We start from the raw sequence: 17,020 nt of genomic DNA, 5'->3' as shown, positions 1-17,020 counted from the left end.
TAGTTTACAATTTTATCTGTTATTTTCTTCTAAAACCTAAGACACCTAACAGACCAAGTGCTAACCAACCTAATGAAGCACCTTGACGTTCAACCGTCACCTCTTCTTGAGGGCGAGATTGAATATTCGCAGCCGTAGTTCCTTGAATAGGAATTAGCTTAACCGCCACAACCTGTTCAGAGCTAGCAGCTCCACCATTACAAGTCGCGTCAATAGCATATGAGTCATAGCCGCCTGGGCAGTAGTACGCGGTGCCTGAAATGACACTGGCTTCGTTGATATCTGTTGCATCAAAAATACGATATGCGTTATTACTCTCAAGACCATAAGTTAGGTCGTCTAAATAATAAGCCCCATTTTTAAATGCAGCATTAGACAATGCTTTGCTTCCGATTACAGTGGCAAAAGCTCGTTTTGCTCGAGGTTTACCATTGTTACTCTCGTTATGACGCTCGAAGTCTATTTGACCGACAAACTCATTTTTGTCATTTAGTCCACCAGCTTGACCATTTGCGCCGCCAAAGAAGAGGCTGCCGGAAAAATCAGCGTATGAACTATCTGGGTTTGAGATATCATTTAAGTAAAATAGAGCGTTCGAGTACGAGTTTTGATTTGAAATCGCGTATTTTACTGTACCAACGGCAATACCATTGTTATTAGCAACATGAATGACCGAATTCAAATAATCATCGGACTTAAATCTATCGATATAGTTTGTAGTTATGTTTGACGGATCAGAGATATCGAAAACACTTGCTACAGGACGGTACCCAGTATCAGCATTGTATCCGACACCATAGCGCTTAGCATTGTGCAATGCGATGTCTCTCATGCTACCTTGCGCAATTTCATCACCACTTTTTACATTATTCTGGTCTGAAAACTCCCAGTTAGCACTAAAAGCTGTACCGTCTTCCCATACTGTTGCTTTTGAACTGTACTCATCATTAGAACCAATCTGAGTCGACAAACTACCTACAATGTATCTCTTAGTATCATCAAGCGCAGCCCAAGCATGTGATCTCTGAGTACTTGAATTTGCCAGCGCGATCAGACTTGTATCATCAAAAGCCTGATTTCTGACCGTGTTGTTAGCATTATATCGATTACCGATAACGTTGCCAGAAGCATCAAAAGAGTTGATTACTGCGTTTGTAGTAATGCTATTAAATGGACTATTGCTAGGGCTAACATAAGCGATTGAGTTATCTTTAGCGGTGTTTAGCTCGTAATCGTAGCCGGACCATTGTTCAAGCCCCCATTTAGAACAAAGGGAACTGTTGTAGCCAAGATAAGCATTACAATAACTTTCAAATTCACTTTGGCTGTCATCGTTTGCGAAGCCAAGGTTCCAAAGGTAAGGCATCTCATCTCTAAAGCTAAAACCTTCTGCCATTTTTTTAGTTTCAGCCGCGATAACAAAAGAATTAGCGTTAGCATCAGTATTACAATCCGTGCCAGAATTAGTCCAACAATCTGAACTCGCATCTTCTTTTACAGCCACGCCATAAGTAATAGCACCATCTACTGGTGTATATTTATGCACTTCATAGACTGCTGCCTGTGCGCCAAAAGATGCTGCGATGGTTGCGGCAAGTGCCGATACTTTTAATACGTTACTTCTCATTGATTTTTAACTTTCCTGTTGCATTGCTTCTAACTCTTCCCAGCGTTCAAAAGCAATTTCAAGCTCCTGCTCTACAGCAGATAACTTATCTAATATTGGTTGAGTCTCCTCAACGGGCTTGGTAAAGAAATCTGCACTGTTTACTGTTTGCTGCAAATCTTCAATATCAACTTCAAGTTGTTCTAATTTTGCAGGCAGTGCTTCAAGCTCGCGCTGTAGTTTATAGGATAACTTCTTCGACTTACTTTTTACCGGAGCAGTTTTGAGACTTGCCTCAACCACTTGCGGTGTTTTTGTTGGTTTTTCAATCTCACGAGACTGTTTTACCTGCGCACGCTGCTGCTGAGCATCATGATAGCCACCAGCAAATTCTTCAATAACACCCTCACCTTCAAATATCCAACTAGCCATTACTGTGTTATCTACAAACTGACGATCGTGACTCACTAAAAGCAACGTACCCTGATAATTGGCAAGCAAATCCTCTAAAAGTTCCAAAGTTTCGATATCTAGATCGTTAGTTGGTTCATCTAGCACCAACAGGTTATTAGGTTTTAGGAAGATTCGCGCCAATAGTAAACGGTTTTTCTCACCACCAGACAATGCTTTAACTGGAGTTCTCGCTCGATGCGGCGCAAATAAGAAATCTTGCAGATAACTTAACGCGTGACGCTGACGACCATTGACTGTCACCTCTTGCTTACCATCGGCGAGGTTATCAATAACCGTTTTTTCTGGGTCTAAGATTTCACGATATTGGTCAAAATACGCCACTTCAAGCTTCGTACCGCAATGTAAGCGACCAGAATCTGGCGTTAGAGAGCCAAGTAAAAGCTTTAATAACGTACTCTTACCGCAGCCGTTAGGTCCAATCAATGCGATTTTGTCCCCACGCATAATATTGAATGAGAAATCAGAAACAATCTGCTTACCATCAATGGCATAAGATACATTCTGCGCTTCAAACACAATTTTGCCCGAACGAGACGCATCATCAATTTGAATGTTCGCCTTGCCTTGAACTTCTCTGCGGTCACTGCGTTCTTCTCGCAGCTTCTTAAGAGCTCTTACGCGCCCTTCATTACGAGTACGGCGAGCTTTGATGCCCTGACGAATCCAAACTTCTTCTTGAGCGAGTTTTTTATCAAACTCGGCATTTTGCATCTCTTCGACACGAAGCATTTCTTCTTTATCGATAAGATACAGATCGTAATTACCCGGGAAAGAGGCAAGCTGACCTCTATCAAGATCGACAATACGTGTTGCCATCGATTTAATAAATGCACGGTCGTGAGAAATAAAGATAATTGAGCCGCGGAAATCCTTAAGGAAGCCTTCTAACCATTCAATGGTCGTAACATCCAAGTGGTTAGTCGGTTCATCAAGAAGCAATACATCAGGGTCACGAGCCAATGCACGTGCTAATGCTGCCTTTCGCTGCCAACCACCGGATAAATCCGTCAGCTTAGTGTGACCATCCAGTTTTAATGCATCTAAAACGTTTTTAATACGGTCTTCAAAGCGCCAAGCACCTGTGTGCTCAAGTTGCTCTTGGATTCGAGCCAGCTTATTGATGTTCTTTTCGCTTGGGTCTTCCGCAATGAGATCGAGCTGATCTTGATAGATCTTAAGCTGTTGACCAATCTCCGCTAAACCTTCAGACACGTAGTCAAACACCGTGCCTTCTTCATTACGCGGTGGGTCTTGCTCTAAACGCGAAACGACAACATCTTGGTTAATGGTTAACTTACCATCATCCATGATTACATCACCGGCGAGTACCTTCATTAAGGTGGATTTACCTGCGCCGTTACGTCCAACAAGACACACGCGTTCGTTTTCTTGAAGAGCAAAATCAGCGTTATCAAGCAATGGACGATCGCCAAACGCTAATAAGCCATTATGTATGGTAAGTAATGCCATTATTGTCTAACCAAATTTGTAATTGTTGTTTATCAAAAGGCCAGTTGAGCTCGCTCTGTTGGTATTTTAATACCGGAATAGTGACGCCGTAACGAAGAAACAGCTCGTTATCTAATGCGATATCGACCTTTTCCACTCGTTGGCTAATGCCAACTTGTTTGGTTAAATCAAATGCCATCTCACACAGATGGCACTCTTGCGTACTATAGAGGGTTATCAAGCTCAACTCCTTGTTATTCGCTTACTAACTGAATCAGCCTTTATGGGTCACGATCCAACAGTTGTGGATGTGCTTATTACGGCCGAAATCAAGTGGTAGTGTTTGAGAAGAAATGTTCTTCGCTTCTAGGCCAAGTTCAGCTAAAGCGTCCAAATCCATCTTAAAGTGACGCTTGTTGTTAGAGAACACGATCGTTCCCCCTTCACGTAGCAGACGCTTCAAGTTAGTCATCAGCTGGATGTGATCGCGCTGAACATCAAATGACTGCTCCATACGTTTTGAGTTTGAGAACGTTGGCGGATCGATAAAGATAAGATCGTAATTGCCATTCGCCTTCTCTAACCACTGTAGGCAATCTGCCTGTTCGTATTGATGCTGACGACCCACTTGGCCATTCAGTTTCATGTTGTCTCTTGCCCACTCAAGGTAGGTATTCGACATATCGACCGTCGTTGTAGAACGAGCACCGCCGCAAGCTGCATGAACCGTTGCAGAACCCGTGTAAGCAAACAGGTTTAAGAAATCTTTACCCTGAGCCATTTCACCAAGACGACGACGAGTGATCTTATGATCTAAGAACAAACCTGTATCTAAATAGTCATGTAGGTTAACAATCAGCTTCACGCCATATTCGTTAACTTCTAGTCGCTCAGACTCTTGAGAGAGTTTTTGATACTGGGAACGGCCTTTCTGTTTCTCACGCACCTTTAGGACAACTTTGTTAGCGTCTGTGCCTGTTACTTGAATTGCGGCACGAATGATATCCGTCAAGCGGCGCTTAGCCTTCTCTTCGGGAACATCTTTAGGAGCTGCGTACTCTTGAATAACAAGGTTATCAAGGTAAACATCGATCGCTACATTATATTCAGGTAGGTCTGCATCGTAGATTCGGTAGCAATCTAGTTGTTCTTTGCGCGCCCATTTACCAATTTTGCCAATATTCTTCTTAAGACGGTTAGCAAAGTCCGGTGCAACCGCAGATTCAGTGACATTGTCACCTGTAGTTTCCGCTGCACGGCTGGTCATAAAGTAATTCTTTTGGTGACAAGGTAACGCACCATTATTCATCTTGTATTGCTTATCAGCACGCATACGCAAGCAAGATAGCAGCTCGTCTGAGCTAGAGAAGATTGAAGCTTGGCAACCACCGAATTCGTTCTTCAGTTGTGCACCAAATGCTGTGTATAGCGCAATAAGGCCAGGATGAGTACCTAAACGCTCACCATAAGGTGGGTTAGATACAATCACACCGTTTTCAAAGCCTTCAGGACGCTTAAGCGTTGCTGCATCACCTAATTCAAAATGGATTAACGATTCAACACCTGCGCGACGAGCATTTTCACGAGCAACTTTTAGCACTCGCTCGTCGTTGTCAAAGCCGTAGAACTTAGTGTCAAGTTTTTTGACACCCTTTCGAGCTTGCACTGCAGCTTCAGATTTAATCTCTGCCCAAAGCTCAGGCTCATAATCATCTAACGACTCGAAACCCCAAGCTTGGCGTTTTACGCCTGGTGCCATATTCGCAGCAAGCATTGCTGCTTCGATGACCAATGTGCCTGAACCACACATAGGGTCTAGGAAAGGCTTAGAATCATCCCAACCACTACGCTGAATAATGGCCGCTGCTAGGGTTTCACGTAGAGGCGCTTTACCTGAAGCTGGTCGGTAGCCACGCTGATGCAGGCCACCACCGACCATATCAACACCTAATATGGCTTTATCACGGTGTAAACGAACGTGAATACGAAGATCTGCTTGATCTTTGCTGATCGAAGGTCGTGGAAGATTCTTTTTGTTAAAGCAATCCACTACCGCATCTTTTACTTTCATTGCGCCGTATTGGCTATTACGAATCTCACGGTTAGTACCATTAAAATCAACCACAAACTTCTTTGAGCTGTGGAATTGATTTGCCCAGTTCACTGCAGACGTTGCCAGATATAGGTCCATGTCGTCTTTACAAGTAAATTCCGACAAGATACGAACAAAGCGCGAAGCCAAACGGCTCCATAAACAACAGCGATAAATCTGTTCGTTGGTCGCTTTAAACTTAACGCCCGCCTGTACTGGCTTTGCATTACTGATCCCAAGCTTAGTAAGTTCATCAACCAATAGATTTTCTAGGCCATTGGAGGTAACCGCAAGATATTGATGCATAGTGTTCTTATGTTTGTAGAAAATGACCCCGCATTATACCTGACCCACCGCCGATTGGGTTAACTCATTCACACTTTTCTCTGCTTAATTGCTCTAGTTGCCTATTGGTTAGGCAATATCCAACCATTTTGTAAGTAAATCCTCACACCAAAACCTATCTACTGCTTTTACCTAACTTCGATACATAAAAACAATGGCTTTAGCGATAGTGAATGCTTATTCGCATCAATTTTGGTCTATACCAACCACCAATTTACAGTGTAATTTAATTACCAAATCACCTTAATTGGGGAACTTTCTCTAAATTGCCCCATTAGCAACTTGGTAAAAGTGGGTAAAAATAAGACGAAATTTAGCTTTGATTGGAAGCTTGTTCACATATGAGACACCCTATCTAGGTGCAAATCGGGCTCATATCGAACGACTTAGAAGACGAGTTAATCTTGCGAATGGTGATGATTGAAGTGAACAGACAGAAAAAAGTCGGCACTTAGGCCGACGAGAAATGAAACAAAAGGAACAAAATTAAGGAAAGGTTTAGCCAACCAATGCCATTGGCTGAACCAAGAAATGATGATTGATAACACTCATGCGGTCATGCATCACTTTAATCGCTTGACCAAACTGAAGCGATTTGTGACCATTTAGATTGAATTCGTCCAATTTAATTGACGCACACAAGCTTGCGCTATCACCTACTTCAAGCACAATAAAGGCCCCTTCACCATGGCTGTTAGCCAATTTAACGAAGTCGCCTTCCTCAGGAACACACGAACCGTCTGATAAACTATCAAAGAACCAGCTCTTAGGTTGGACCGGTTTATGGAATCGTTTTGCTGCCACACAATACAGAGCAAGCTCTGCTTGTCTTGGTTCGCTGAGGTTTAAGTGAGAGATTTGCTCTTTGTAAGTTTGGAATGCAGATGCGTCATCAACAGAGAATTCGTTGATGCCGATTGCACACTCTACAATGAGTTTTCGAGAAAGGTTGGTTTTGAATACCATATCGTTGCCCAGATCCAGCATCAGGTGCTGCTCCGAGTCATCGTAGTACCATGTCCATTTGTCACTTGGTTTTAGCATCATTCCAATCTCTATGTTTGGGTCGATAAAGGTAATCGTTTTATTACCCAGCCAACATTAAGCCAAAGTTTATGCACTGATTGGTAAAAAAAAAGAGGAAATGATGACTCATCTCCTCTTCTATAACACTTAAACACTTGTTCCGATCTAGAGTGACAGCGTCACCCTATTCAGCTGTTAAAGATTTTTAACGATATCTTTTACTAGGCCTGGACCGTGGTAAATGAAACCTGAATATACCTGAACTAATTTCGCCCCTGCCATCAACTTCTCTTTCGCTGATACATAAGAGTCGATACCACCTACACCGATGATTGGCATGATATCGCCAAGCACTTCGTGTAAACGGCGAACCACTTCGGTACTGCGTGATTGAACTGGACGACCACTCAAACCACCCGCTTCATTCGCATGTTTCATGCCTTCAACAATAGAGCGGTCTAGTGTGGTGTTAGTCGCGATAACGCCATCAATCTTGTTTTTAATGAGAGACTGACAAATTTGGCTGATTTCATCATCACTTAGATCCGGTGCGATCTTCAGCGTTAATGGAACATACTTATCGTGCTTTTCGGCTAACTCAGCTTGTTTTGCTTTTAGCTCAGCTAAAAGCTGATCAAGTGCTTCGCCATATTGCAGAGAACGTAGTCCCGGCGTGTTTGGTGAAGAAATGTTTACTGCAATGTAACCTGCATATTGGTAAACCTTCTCCATACAAATTAAGTAATCTTCTGCGCCCTTTTCAATTGGGGTGTCTTTATTCTTACCGATGTTAATGCCAAGTACGCAATCGTATTTCGCTTTTTTAACGTTATCGATGAGGTTATCAACGCCCAAGTTGTTAAAGCCCATTCGGTTAATAATACCTTCCGCTTCAACAAGTCGGAACAAACGAGGTTTGTCGTTACCTGGTTGAGGTCGTGGCGTTACTGTACCTACTTCTACAAATCCAAACCCCATTGCATCGAATGCTTCGATACACTCACCGTTTTTATCCAAACCTGCGGCCAAACCTACTGGGTTACGGAATGTAATACCCATGCATTCGACTGGACGATGTGGAAGTTGTTGACGGTAGAAGAGATCGAGAGGTGTGCCGGTAAAACGTTTGAAGTTTTGAATTGCAAGATCATGTGCCTTTTCGGCATCAAGTTGAAAAAAGCCAGTTCTGGCTAGACGGTAAAGCATTGTGCCTCCGATAGAAAAAAGCCCCGTATAAACGGGGCTATATTATTTACTCATTTGCAGAACAATTCAAATTTAATAACACTAATTCTCGCAAAGCGACTGAAAATTTTGCAAATTCATGCACCGAGCCGACCTTAAACTCATTGAGAATATTTTCCCAGCGGTGCAACGAGACTTCATTTGTAACAAGCCAATCTTCTAGCGCTTGCATTTCATCAAACTGCTCTGGCTTACAACCACAAGACAGAACCTGAGCGGAAAGTTGGCGTTGCTGCCAATCAAGATCCTCACGGAACGCCGCTCTTGCCAATGCTTGCCAGTGATTATCCACGGCTTGGCTATTAATTTGTTTCAAGAACCAATGCAACGACAAGCGATCGCCTAAGTTAAAGTACAATTTAGCGGTTTGTTCAACAGAAGTGCCTTTTTCACGGGATACTGTGGATATATCCAGTACCGAGTATAGGCTAGACAAACGAGCAACGTAATTAGCTAAAACAGCTGAGACCCCTTGCTCAATCCAATCTTGTGCCATTTGGTTATGCTCTTCGACTTCAGCTTCTACCAACAAGGTATCAAGCATTGCTTTAACTTTGTCGACATCAGCTTTATAGAGATCAATCAACTCATTGACCGATTGCTTGCCCGTACGATTACGAATCATCCAACGAGCCAATCGACGTAAGGTTCTGCGTACATAGAACATCATGTCGTACTGCGCTTGCGTTGTAGCTTGGTTATCCAAGTTACGCAGTTCAACCAACACATCCCCTAATCCGTAGATTTCTCGGGATGCCGCATAAGCATTGGCAATATCAACAACATTAGCACCCGTTTCTTCATGTAAACGAGTCACGAAGTTGCAGCCCATCTCGTTAACCATCTGATTAGCAAGTGCCGTGGCAATAATTTCAGCACGTAATGGGTGATTATCCATTTGCACAGAGTAGTTACGGCGTAACTCTGACGGGAAGTAATTGACCAGTTGTTGAGAGTGGAACTCATCATTGGCGATATCATCGTCAACTAATTCCTCTTTCAGTACCATCTTGCCATAAGCAACCAACACCGATAGCTCAGGTCTAGTCAGTGCGAAGCCTTGTTTTTCGCGCTCGAGCAAGGTTTCATCATCTGGGATGTATTCTAAAGCGCGATCCAAATGCCCTGCTTTTTCCATTGTATGGATAAAGCGGATCTGTTCTTTGACTAGAGAAACACCTTGATGTTCGGTCACCGAGATCGACTCCGATTGGCAGTAAGCATCATCAAGGACAATCTCACCAACTTCATCTTCCATCGATTCTAAGATCTTATTACGCTGTTTAACGGTCAGATCGCCATTCGCAACTAAGCCATTAAGGAAGATCTTAATGTTCACTTCGTTATCCGAGCAGTCTACACCGCCGACATTATCGACAAAGTCAGTGTTGACACGGCCACCCGCAAGGGCATATTCGATACGACCAAGTTGGGTCATACCTAAGTTACCGCCTTCACCAACAACCTTAGCTCTCAGATCTTTACCATCGATACGAAGAACATCATTTGCACGGTCACCTACGTCAGTATGCGTCTCCGTTGAGGCTTTAACATAAGTACCGATGCCGCCATTCCATAACAGATCAACCTGCATAGAAAGGATCATCTTGATTAGCTCATTCGGCGCTAGCGATCCTTTTTTGGTGCCCAGCATCTTTTGAATTTCAGGCGTCAAAGCGATAGATTTCGCCCGACGAGAGAAAATACCACCGCCTTTTGAAATAAGCTCTGCGTTGTAATCTTCCCAGCTAGAGCGAGGCAAATTAAACAAGCGATTACGCTCTTCCCAGCTTGATGCGGAATCTGGATTTGGATCGATAAAGATATGCATGTGGTTAAATGCTGCTTGCAAGCGCGTATGTTTGGATAGCAACATACCATTACCAAATACATCCCCCGCCATGTCACCAACACCAATCGCGGTGAAGTCGGTCGTTTGACAATCAATGCCCATCTCACGGAAGTGACGTTTCACCGATTCCCAACCACCTTTTGCAGTAATACCCATGGCTTTGTGGTCATAACCATTTGAACCACCAGATGCAAAGGCATCACCTAGCCAGAAGTTATATTCCGCAGAGACAGAGTTAGCAAGATCCGAGAACGTCGCTGTACCTTTATCGGCAGCAACCACCAAGTACGGATCATCTTCATCATGGCGAACCACTTGTTTCGGTGGTACAACTTCACCCTCAATTATGTTGTCTGATACGTCCAATAGTGCGCGAATAAAACGTTTATAACAGCGTTGGCCTTCAGCAAAAATCTCATCACGACTAGTGAGTCCTGCTTGGCGTTTACATACAAAACCACCTTTTGCACCCACAGGCACAATCACGGTATTTTTAACTTGCTGAGCTTTCACTAAGCCAAGAATCTCAGTACGGAAATCTTCTTGACGGTCAGACCAACGTAAACCACCACGGGCAACCTTGCCACCACGTAGGTGCACACCTTCAATATCCGGTGCGTAGACGAAAATCTCATACGCAGGTACAGGTTGTGGAATCTCAGGAATATCACGTGGTTTGAGTTTCAATGATAGCCAAGGCTTAACTTGCTTATTGTCATCTAACTGATAGTAGTTAGTGCGCAGCGTAGCCGTAATCATCTCCATGTAACGGCGAATGATACGGTCGTCATCCAAGCTTTCAACACGATCTAATTGCTCGGTAATGGCATTAATAAGATCCGTTTGCCCTTTCTGACTGCCCTTGTGTTTTGGATCAAAACGCTTAGTGAATAGATCGACCAAACCTTTTGCCAACTCAGGGTGATGATTAAGCGTATCTTCGATGTATTGTTGACTGAATGGGAAACCAACTTGGCGCATGTACCTAGCGTATGCACGTAGAATAGAAATCTCACGACCAGTTAATGACGCACCTAGTACCAAGCGGTTGAATCCATCGCTCTCTAGTTCGCCAGCCCAAATTGCAGCAAATGCTTGTTGGAAACGATCGCGCGCTTCTCGAAGATCCACGCTAGCTTCACTCTTATGCCACATCGAGAAATCAAGGATCCAATAGACTTGGCCATTCGCTTTGCGCACTTCGTATGGCGATTCACCAATCACACGCAAACCAAGGTTCTCAAGCATTGGCATAACATCAGAAAGATGAATAGGCTCATCACGGTGATAGAGTTTCAAACGTACAGCTTTTGAATCTGCGGCTAACTCTTGTGGGCGGTAGAACAGCATGCCGAGTTTATTGTCATCACTCAGGGCTTCTAGTCGTTCGATGTCTGCGACCGCCGAACCCGGCATCACATCTTCTTTATAAGAACGTGGGAATGCGCGCATGTAATCTTTCGATAGCGGTAAACCTTTACTTTCACCAAAGTTAGCCACGATCGCTTCAGACAAACGATCATCCCATGTAGACGATGCTTCCATTAAGTTCTGCTCTATTGCTTTAACATCAATATCCATGTTGTTGTTATCAACACGAACAATGTAATGCGTTCTGGCAAGCGGACTTTCAGAGAAATAAGTCGTGAATTCTACTTCTTGCTTGCAACCAAAATACTGTTTAAAGATTCGTTGTGTTTGACGACGAAGCTCAGTGTTGTAACGATCTTTTGTCACATACACCATACAACTAAAGAAGCGGCCGAATGGGTCTTTACGCACGAACAATCGAAGCATGTCACGGTCTTGCATTTGCACAACACCCATACCTACTTCAAGCAGCTCTTCTTCTTTCGCTTGCAGTAATTCATCTCTCGGGTAATTTTCAAGAATGTTGTTCAGTGCTTTGTAAGAGTACGATCCCTCACGGTATAAACTCGCTTTGAGGATCCGTTCTACTTTGTCGCGGATCAGCGGAATGCCTGCAACGCTCTGGTTATACACCGCTGAGGTGTATAGACCCGTAAATCGGTGTTCACCGATCACCTTGCCATTCTTATCGAATTTCTTGATCCCAATGTAGTCGGTATATGCTGGTCTATGGATGCGCGAGGCAATATTGCCTTTCGTCACGATAAGTAAGAATGGTTTTTTCGCTTCTAAACGTGCCGAGTCTGGGAAGTCAGATAGTTTTACACTTCTCACTCGGTTAGGGTTAGCAAACAGACCTAACCCTTTATCTTTGGTTGGACGCAGTTCAGTGTCACCATCTACTGAAACTAGGTCATATTCTTTATAACCCATAAAGGTGAAGTTGTGGTTACCCAACCAACGTAAGAATTCGATCGTCTCTTCGTAACGATCCCCTTCAAGTTCAATTTTACCTTTATGTTGTTCCACTTCACTGGTAACGGCAGAAAGTTTATCCACCATCTTCTTCCAATCTGCAACCACCAAACCGGTATCAGTCAAAATGGAAAGTAACTCTTGTTTCAAAGAAGCCATCTCTTCTTTGCTACTTAGACGGTCAACTTCAATGTGGAACAATGACTGCATCACCCCTTCACCACCATTAATCGCGATGATCTGATTTTGCTTATCGCGATCGATTTGTGTTGGGCCGTGCAGCATCAAATGGGAGGCAAGATCTAAACGGCTAAGTGCCATTTTAGCTGAGTCGACTAAGAATGGGCCGTCGGGAACAACAATCTCAACAATAGTGTGGGTAGATTGCCAACCTTGGCGACTTACTGTCGGGTTGAATACGCGCACCGAAATGTCGTCGGCTTTTTTTTCATTAATATGATGCCAGAGACTGACTACAGCACCATACAGATCAGATTCATTACGTTCGACTAGGTCATCATGAGAAATGTTGCTAAACAGATGTTGAGCAAGTTGAGTTACTAGAGGTCGCTGAGCAAGTTCGAGTTTGTCTTGAATGAGTTGATACACCTTTTCAAGCAGAACCGGCATTAGAGTTTCACGCGCGGTCATAGTCACACTCCACAATTAGATTTTTATATTTGTAGGGATGTTATAAGCACCATGTTTGTTGTAAGCATAGCGCTTAATACGGGTAATGCCGTTTTATTGTAAAAGCATTATTGTTAGATGGTTAATTCTTTTGGGTGAGAAATAGAGAAAATGTTTGAGAATGTGACTAATGTTCTATTTAAACTTCTATGAAATCAGTCGCTCACAGAACTTCTAACTTTATAAATTTGTTATTTTGGTCGGTTGTTAAACGAAATCGCCCTTTTAGGCCAATTTGCGTAAGAAAGGGTCTAAACCGAGTGGCAGGTAATTGCAGTCGTAGCCCATTTTCCGTCGTCACCAGCACTGAGCTTGCTGCACCGGAATAATGTGCGAGAAAGGTTTGATAAGAAATGTCTAATCGAAAGTAATAATGGTTCATTGAATAGCCAAAAACAACTTAACTGTATAAATAAACAGTGCCGCGTAAAAGCGGCACTGTTAGACTAATGCTTGAGCTGTTTGACTAAGATTCTAGCGCTTTTGTTACTTTTTCGAACAAGTCTTTCGCTAAGTTATCCATCGCTTTCAGCTTTTCAAGCTCTTGCTTAATTAACGCCTGACGATGTTCATCATATTTACCAAGTTTTAGCAGTGGGTCAACTAAACGCGAAGCAACTTGTGGGTTACTGCTATTTAGCTCACGCAAAATTTCACCTGCGAACTGGTAACCCGAACCATCTTTCGCATGGAAGTGAACAGGGTTCATATTTAAGAACGAGCCCACTAAACTGCGAGTACGGTTTGGATTTTTCAAGCTGAACGCTTCGTGGTTCATGCTCTGCTTGATAACTTCCAACACATTGTTGGCAGGGTTCGTGCCTTGCAGCGCAAACCACTTGTCCATAACTAGACCATCGTGTTTCCACTTGTCACTGTAATCAGCCATTAGTGTTTCGCGGCACGCTAACTTCGCACTGTTGGCAGCAGACATAGCCGCAATAGTGTCAGTCATGTTGTTAGCAACTTGGTACTGCTTTTCAGCCAAAGCGTTGCCTTGCTCAGTGTAAGCAAGATATGCCAACGCGATGTTACGCAGAGAGCGCTGACCAATTGCAGCATGATCAATACTGTACTCTTGCTGAGACAAGCTGTGGTAAATGGCACTCAACTCATCTTCTAAAGCAATCGCCAATTTCACTTTGATTGCTTTCAATACTTTCGCTACCGCATCAACGTCGACAGTTTTATACCAACCTGACACTTCATTGAAACTTGGTAATGATAGAACTTCTGCAATAAATGCAGGCTCTAATGAATCACTCAACAACACGCCGCGGAACGCATCGACAACGGCTTCAGGTAGCGCAACCTCTTCATTGGCTTGCACTGCGATAACATTCGAACGAATGTATTTCGCCAACAACATTTGGCCAGCATCCCAACGTGCAAATTCGTTGCGAGCATGAACCATCAAGAATGTAAGTTCTTCATCACTGTAATCGTATTCCAGTTTAACTGGCGCAGAGAACTCTCGTAGTAATGAAGGTACTGGTAGCTGCTCAACGTTTTCAAACACAAACGTTTGTTTAGCTTCAGTAACATCCAGAACATTATGTACTTTTTCACCGTTACAGCGTAACTCAATAACATCACCGTTTGGTGCATAGAGCTCGATATCAAAAGGAATATGCAGTGGTTGCTTCTCTTTTTGATCGTGTGTTGGTTCAGTTGATTGCTCAACAGTCAGTGCGTATGTTTTTTGGTCTGCATCATAGTCGCTGGTGACTTTGACCGTTGGTGTACCTGATTGGCTGTACCACAAACGGAACTGTTTCAAATCCACGCCTGTTGCATCTTCCATCGCGCTAACGAAATCTTCACACGTTGCAGCAGTACCATCATGGCGTTCGAAGTAAAGCTTCATACCTTTCTGGAAACCTTCTTCGCCCAATAACGTATGGTACATACGAATGATTTCACTGCCCTTTTCGTACACGGTTAACGTGTAGAAGTTGTTCATCTCAATCACTTTTTCAGGACGGATTGGATGTGACATTGGGCTCGCATCTTCCGCAAACTGAGGGCCACGAATAATACGAACATTGTTAATTCGGTTTACTGCACGAGAGCCTAAATCTGAAGAAAATTCTTGATCACGGAATACCGTTAAACCTTCTTTCAAGCTTAGCTGGAACCAATCGCGACATGTCACGCGGTTACCCGTCCAGTTATGGAAATACTCATGGCCAATAACCGCTTCAATACCTAGGTAATCGGTATCCGTTGCCGTTTGGTCATTCGCTAAAACAAATTTAGAGTTAAAGACGTTAAGGCCTTTGTTCTCCATCGCACCCATGTTGAAGAAATCAACCGCAACAACCATGTAGATGTCTAAGTCGTATTCAAGACCGAAACGCTCTTCGTCCCACTTCATTGAGTTGATCAAAGAAACCATTGCATGATTAGCGCGGTCAAGGTTGCCTTTATCAACAAAGATTTCAAGATCAACATTGCGACCAGACTGAGTCACGTATTTATCACGCAACACATCAAAATCACCTGCTACTAGCGCAAATAGGTATGCTGGTTTTGGATGTGGGTCTTGCCACTGAACCCAGTGACGACCGTTGTCTAATTCGCCTTCCGCAATACGGTTACCATTACTTAGCAAGTATGGGTACGCTTTATCGGCAATGACTTTAGTGGTGTACTTTGCTAACACATCTGGACGATCTAAATAAAACGTAATGCGACGGAATCCTTCCGCTTCACATTGCGTACAAAAAGCACCGCCAGATTTGTATAAACCTTCTAGAAGCGTATTCGCTTCAGGATTAACTTCAGTCACTACCGTTAATTCAAATTGCGTTGGTAGCTGGTGGATATGCAGACCGCCCTCGACTTCTTGATAGTCACTCCATGCTTCGCCGTTAACCAGTAGACTTTTTAAAATCAGACCATCACCGTCTAACTCTAAACTCGTACTCTCGGCTAATTGTTCGACTTTTGAAACCGCAGTCACGATGCTGGCTGTATCGAATAAATCGAAAGTTAAGTCAATATCGGTAATGGTATGAGACGGAGACTGATAGTCTTTGCGGTATTTGGCTTGAGGAGCTTGAGCCATGTCTAAATCCTTCTATTTGATGTTAAATTTTTTGTTGAACTAGCTTACCTCTCAACAAACAAAAAAACGAGGCATTCTCAACAATTACCTCGCTTTTTTACTGTAAACGCGTCTAACCATAAACGGTCTGACTAATTTTCAATCAAATGGCAAAACTATCTTATCCTGTTCAGCACCGCATACATGCCACCTTCTTCGGTTTCGATAGTTAAGGTGTCTCGGTTTAATGTGTACCGAGTACTGTGCTCACCTTTTTCGTACATTAGAACAAGGTGTTCACCTTCGGTGTAATACACCCCTTTGTGAATAGCTTCGTCGCCGTCGGAATTACTTACTTTGAAAAGGAATACAAAATCGGGTTGTAAGATTAAATCCATTTGGTCGACTTCACTGCCCAGCAAGTCATGTCCAGCTAGATGGGCACTCGACCACATTCCGGCTAACTTATTTGGCAGCGCTTTGGTAAACATAACGCCATTGAGATTAAGTAAGTTGTGATTGCCCGAGTAACTGTAAACCTGAGGGGCATCGGTATTTAGACCTAAAATCAAAGTATCATCATTGGCTGTGTATAAACCTTCCCAATGGTCTACAGTGTAATCGCGTTTCTGAATATCGATTTTAAAATTGTATTTAGAGTCTAAGGTGAGTTTGATGGCAAGAAAGTTCTCTTGGGAATCTTCAGGATTTGGGTTGACCAAATACCAATCTCCCAACAAGAATGGCTGGTCAAAATAGCTTAACGCATCCGCTTGTTTTTTTGCATCAGCCATGGTCAATGCGCTGAAACAAAGCAATAATATCCCTAAAAATCTCATAGTGCTT

10 protein-coding genes are annotated in these 17,020 nt (G+C 43.2%); all 10 read right to left on the bottom strand.

Translation table 11 applies throughout. The annotated features are described in order from the left end of the window. Positions 1–19 precede the first annotated feature (19 nt). Positions 20–1,627 carry a DUF3466 family protein gene (locus OH461_RS03880; protein WP_270019307.1) on the bottom strand — a complete coding sequence of 536 codons (1,608 nt, stop codon included), beginning with the start codon at positions 1,625–1,627 and terminating at the stop codon, positions 20–22. Between the two features lie 6 nt (positions 1,628–1,633). Next, positions 1,634–3,550 (bottom strand): ABC transporter ATP-binding protein, encoded by a 1,917-nt coding sequence (locus OH461_RS03875; protein ID WP_270019306.1) that lies wholly within the window; start codon positions 3,548–3,550, stop codon positions 1,634–1,636. Continuing rightward, positions 3,528–3,770: a glutaredoxin family protein gene (locus OH461_RS03870; protein WP_270019305.1), complete on the bottom strand. Its 243-nt coding sequence runs from the start codon at positions 3,768–3,770 to the stop codon at positions 3,528–3,530. Before OH461_RS03870 ends, OH461_RS03875 begins: the two co-directional genes overlap by 23 nt. Positions 3,771–3,803: 33 nt before the next feature. Next, the gene (rlmKL, locus tag OH461_RS03865) at positions 3,804–5,927 is read right to left on the bottom strand and encodes a bifunctional 23S rRNA (guanine(2069)-N(7))-methyltransferase RlmK/23S rRNA (guanine(2445)-N(2))-methyltransferase RlmL (RefSeq protein ID WP_270019304.1); all 2,124 of its coding nucleotides are present in this window, start codon (positions 5,925–5,927) and stop codon (positions 3,804–3,806) included. 537 nt (positions 5,928–6,464) lie between these two features. Further along, positions 6,465–7,010 (bottom strand): cell division protein ZapC, encoded by a 546-nt coding sequence (locus OH461_RS03860; RefSeq protein WP_333482216.1) that lies wholly within the window; start codon positions 7,008–7,010, stop codon positions 6,465–6,467. Positions 7,011–7,187: 177 nt separating this feature from the next. Next, positions 7,188–8,198 (bottom strand): quinone-dependent dihydroorotate dehydrogenase, encoded by a 1,011-nt coding sequence (pyrD, locus tag OH461_RS03855; RefSeq protein ID WP_270019302.1) that lies wholly within the window; start codon positions 8,196–8,198, stop codon positions 7,188–7,190. A gap of 46 nt (positions 8,199–8,244) precedes the next feature. Continuing rightward, positions 8,245–13,086: an NAD-glutamate dehydrogenase gene (locus OH461_RS03850; RefSeq protein WP_270019301.1), complete on the bottom strand. Its 4,842-nt coding sequence runs from the start codon at positions 13,084–13,086 to the stop codon at positions 8,245–8,247. 202 nt (positions 13,087–13,288) lie between these two features. Next, entirely contained in the window at positions 13,289–13,507 is a 219-nt protein-coding gene (locus tag OH461_RS03845; protein ID WP_260258500.1) for a DUF2835 domain-containing protein, read from the bottom strand. Positions 13,508–13,591: 84 nt separating this feature from the next. Beyond that, positions 13,592–16,195, bottom strand: a complete 2,604-nt coding sequence (gene pepN, locus OH461_RS03840) for an aminopeptidase N (RefSeq protein ID WP_270019300.1) — start codon at positions 16,193–16,195, stop codon at positions 13,592–13,594. Between the two features lie 155 nt (positions 16,196–16,350). Beyond that, a complete protein-coding gene (locus OH461_RS03835) occupies positions 16,351–16,968 on the bottom strand; it encodes a hypothetical protein (protein WP_270019856.1) in 618 nt (205 codons plus the stop codon). Between the last annotated feature and the right edge of the window lie 52 nt (positions 16,969–17,020).

Origin of the sequence: Vibrio sp. LaRot3 (assembly GCF_027587025.1) — a bacterium.
Taxonomy (GTDB): domain Bacteria; phylum Pseudomonadota; class Gammaproteobacteria; order Enterobacterales; family Vibrionaceae; genus Vibrio.
This window is presented reverse-complemented; position numbering and strand designations above follow the sequence as displayed.

Bases quoted from the DNA above. Each gene is read 5' to 3' on its own strand.
- pyrD (WP_270019302.1), bottom strand. From the start codon at position 8,198: ATGCTTTACCGTCTAGCCAGAACTGGCTTTTTTCAACTTGATGCCGAA.
- rlmKL (WP_270019304.1), bottom strand. From the start codon at position 5,927: ATGCATCAATATCTTGCGGTTACCTCCAATGGCCTAGAAAATCTATTG.
- OH461_RS03880 (WP_270019307.1), bottom strand. From the start codon at position 1,627: ATGAGAAGTAACGTATTAAAAGTATCGGCACTTGCCGCAACCATCGCA.
- OH461_RS03850 (WP_270019301.1), bottom strand. From the start codon at position 13,086: ATGACCGCGCGTGAAACTCTAATGCCGGTTCTGCTTGAAAAGGTGTAT.
- pepN (WP_270019300.1), bottom strand. From the start codon at position 16,195: ATGGCTCAAGCTCCTCAAGCCAAATACCGCAAAGACTATCAGTCTCCG.
- OH461_RS03875 (WP_270019306.1), bottom strand. From the start codon at position 3,550: ATGGCATTACTTACCATACATAATGGCTTATTAGCGTTTGGCGATCGT.
- OH461_RS03835 (WP_270019856.1), bottom strand. From the start codon at position 16,968: ATGGCTGATGCAAAAAAACAAGCGGATGCGTTAAGCTATTTTGACCAG.
- OH461_RS03845 (WP_260258500.1), bottom strand. From the start codon at position 13,507: ATGAACCATTATTACTTTCGATTAGACATTTCTTATCAAACCTTTCTC.
- OH461_RS03860 (WP_333482216.1), bottom strand. From the start codon at position 7,010: ATGCTAAAACCAAGTGACAAATGGACATGGTACTACGATGACTCGGAG.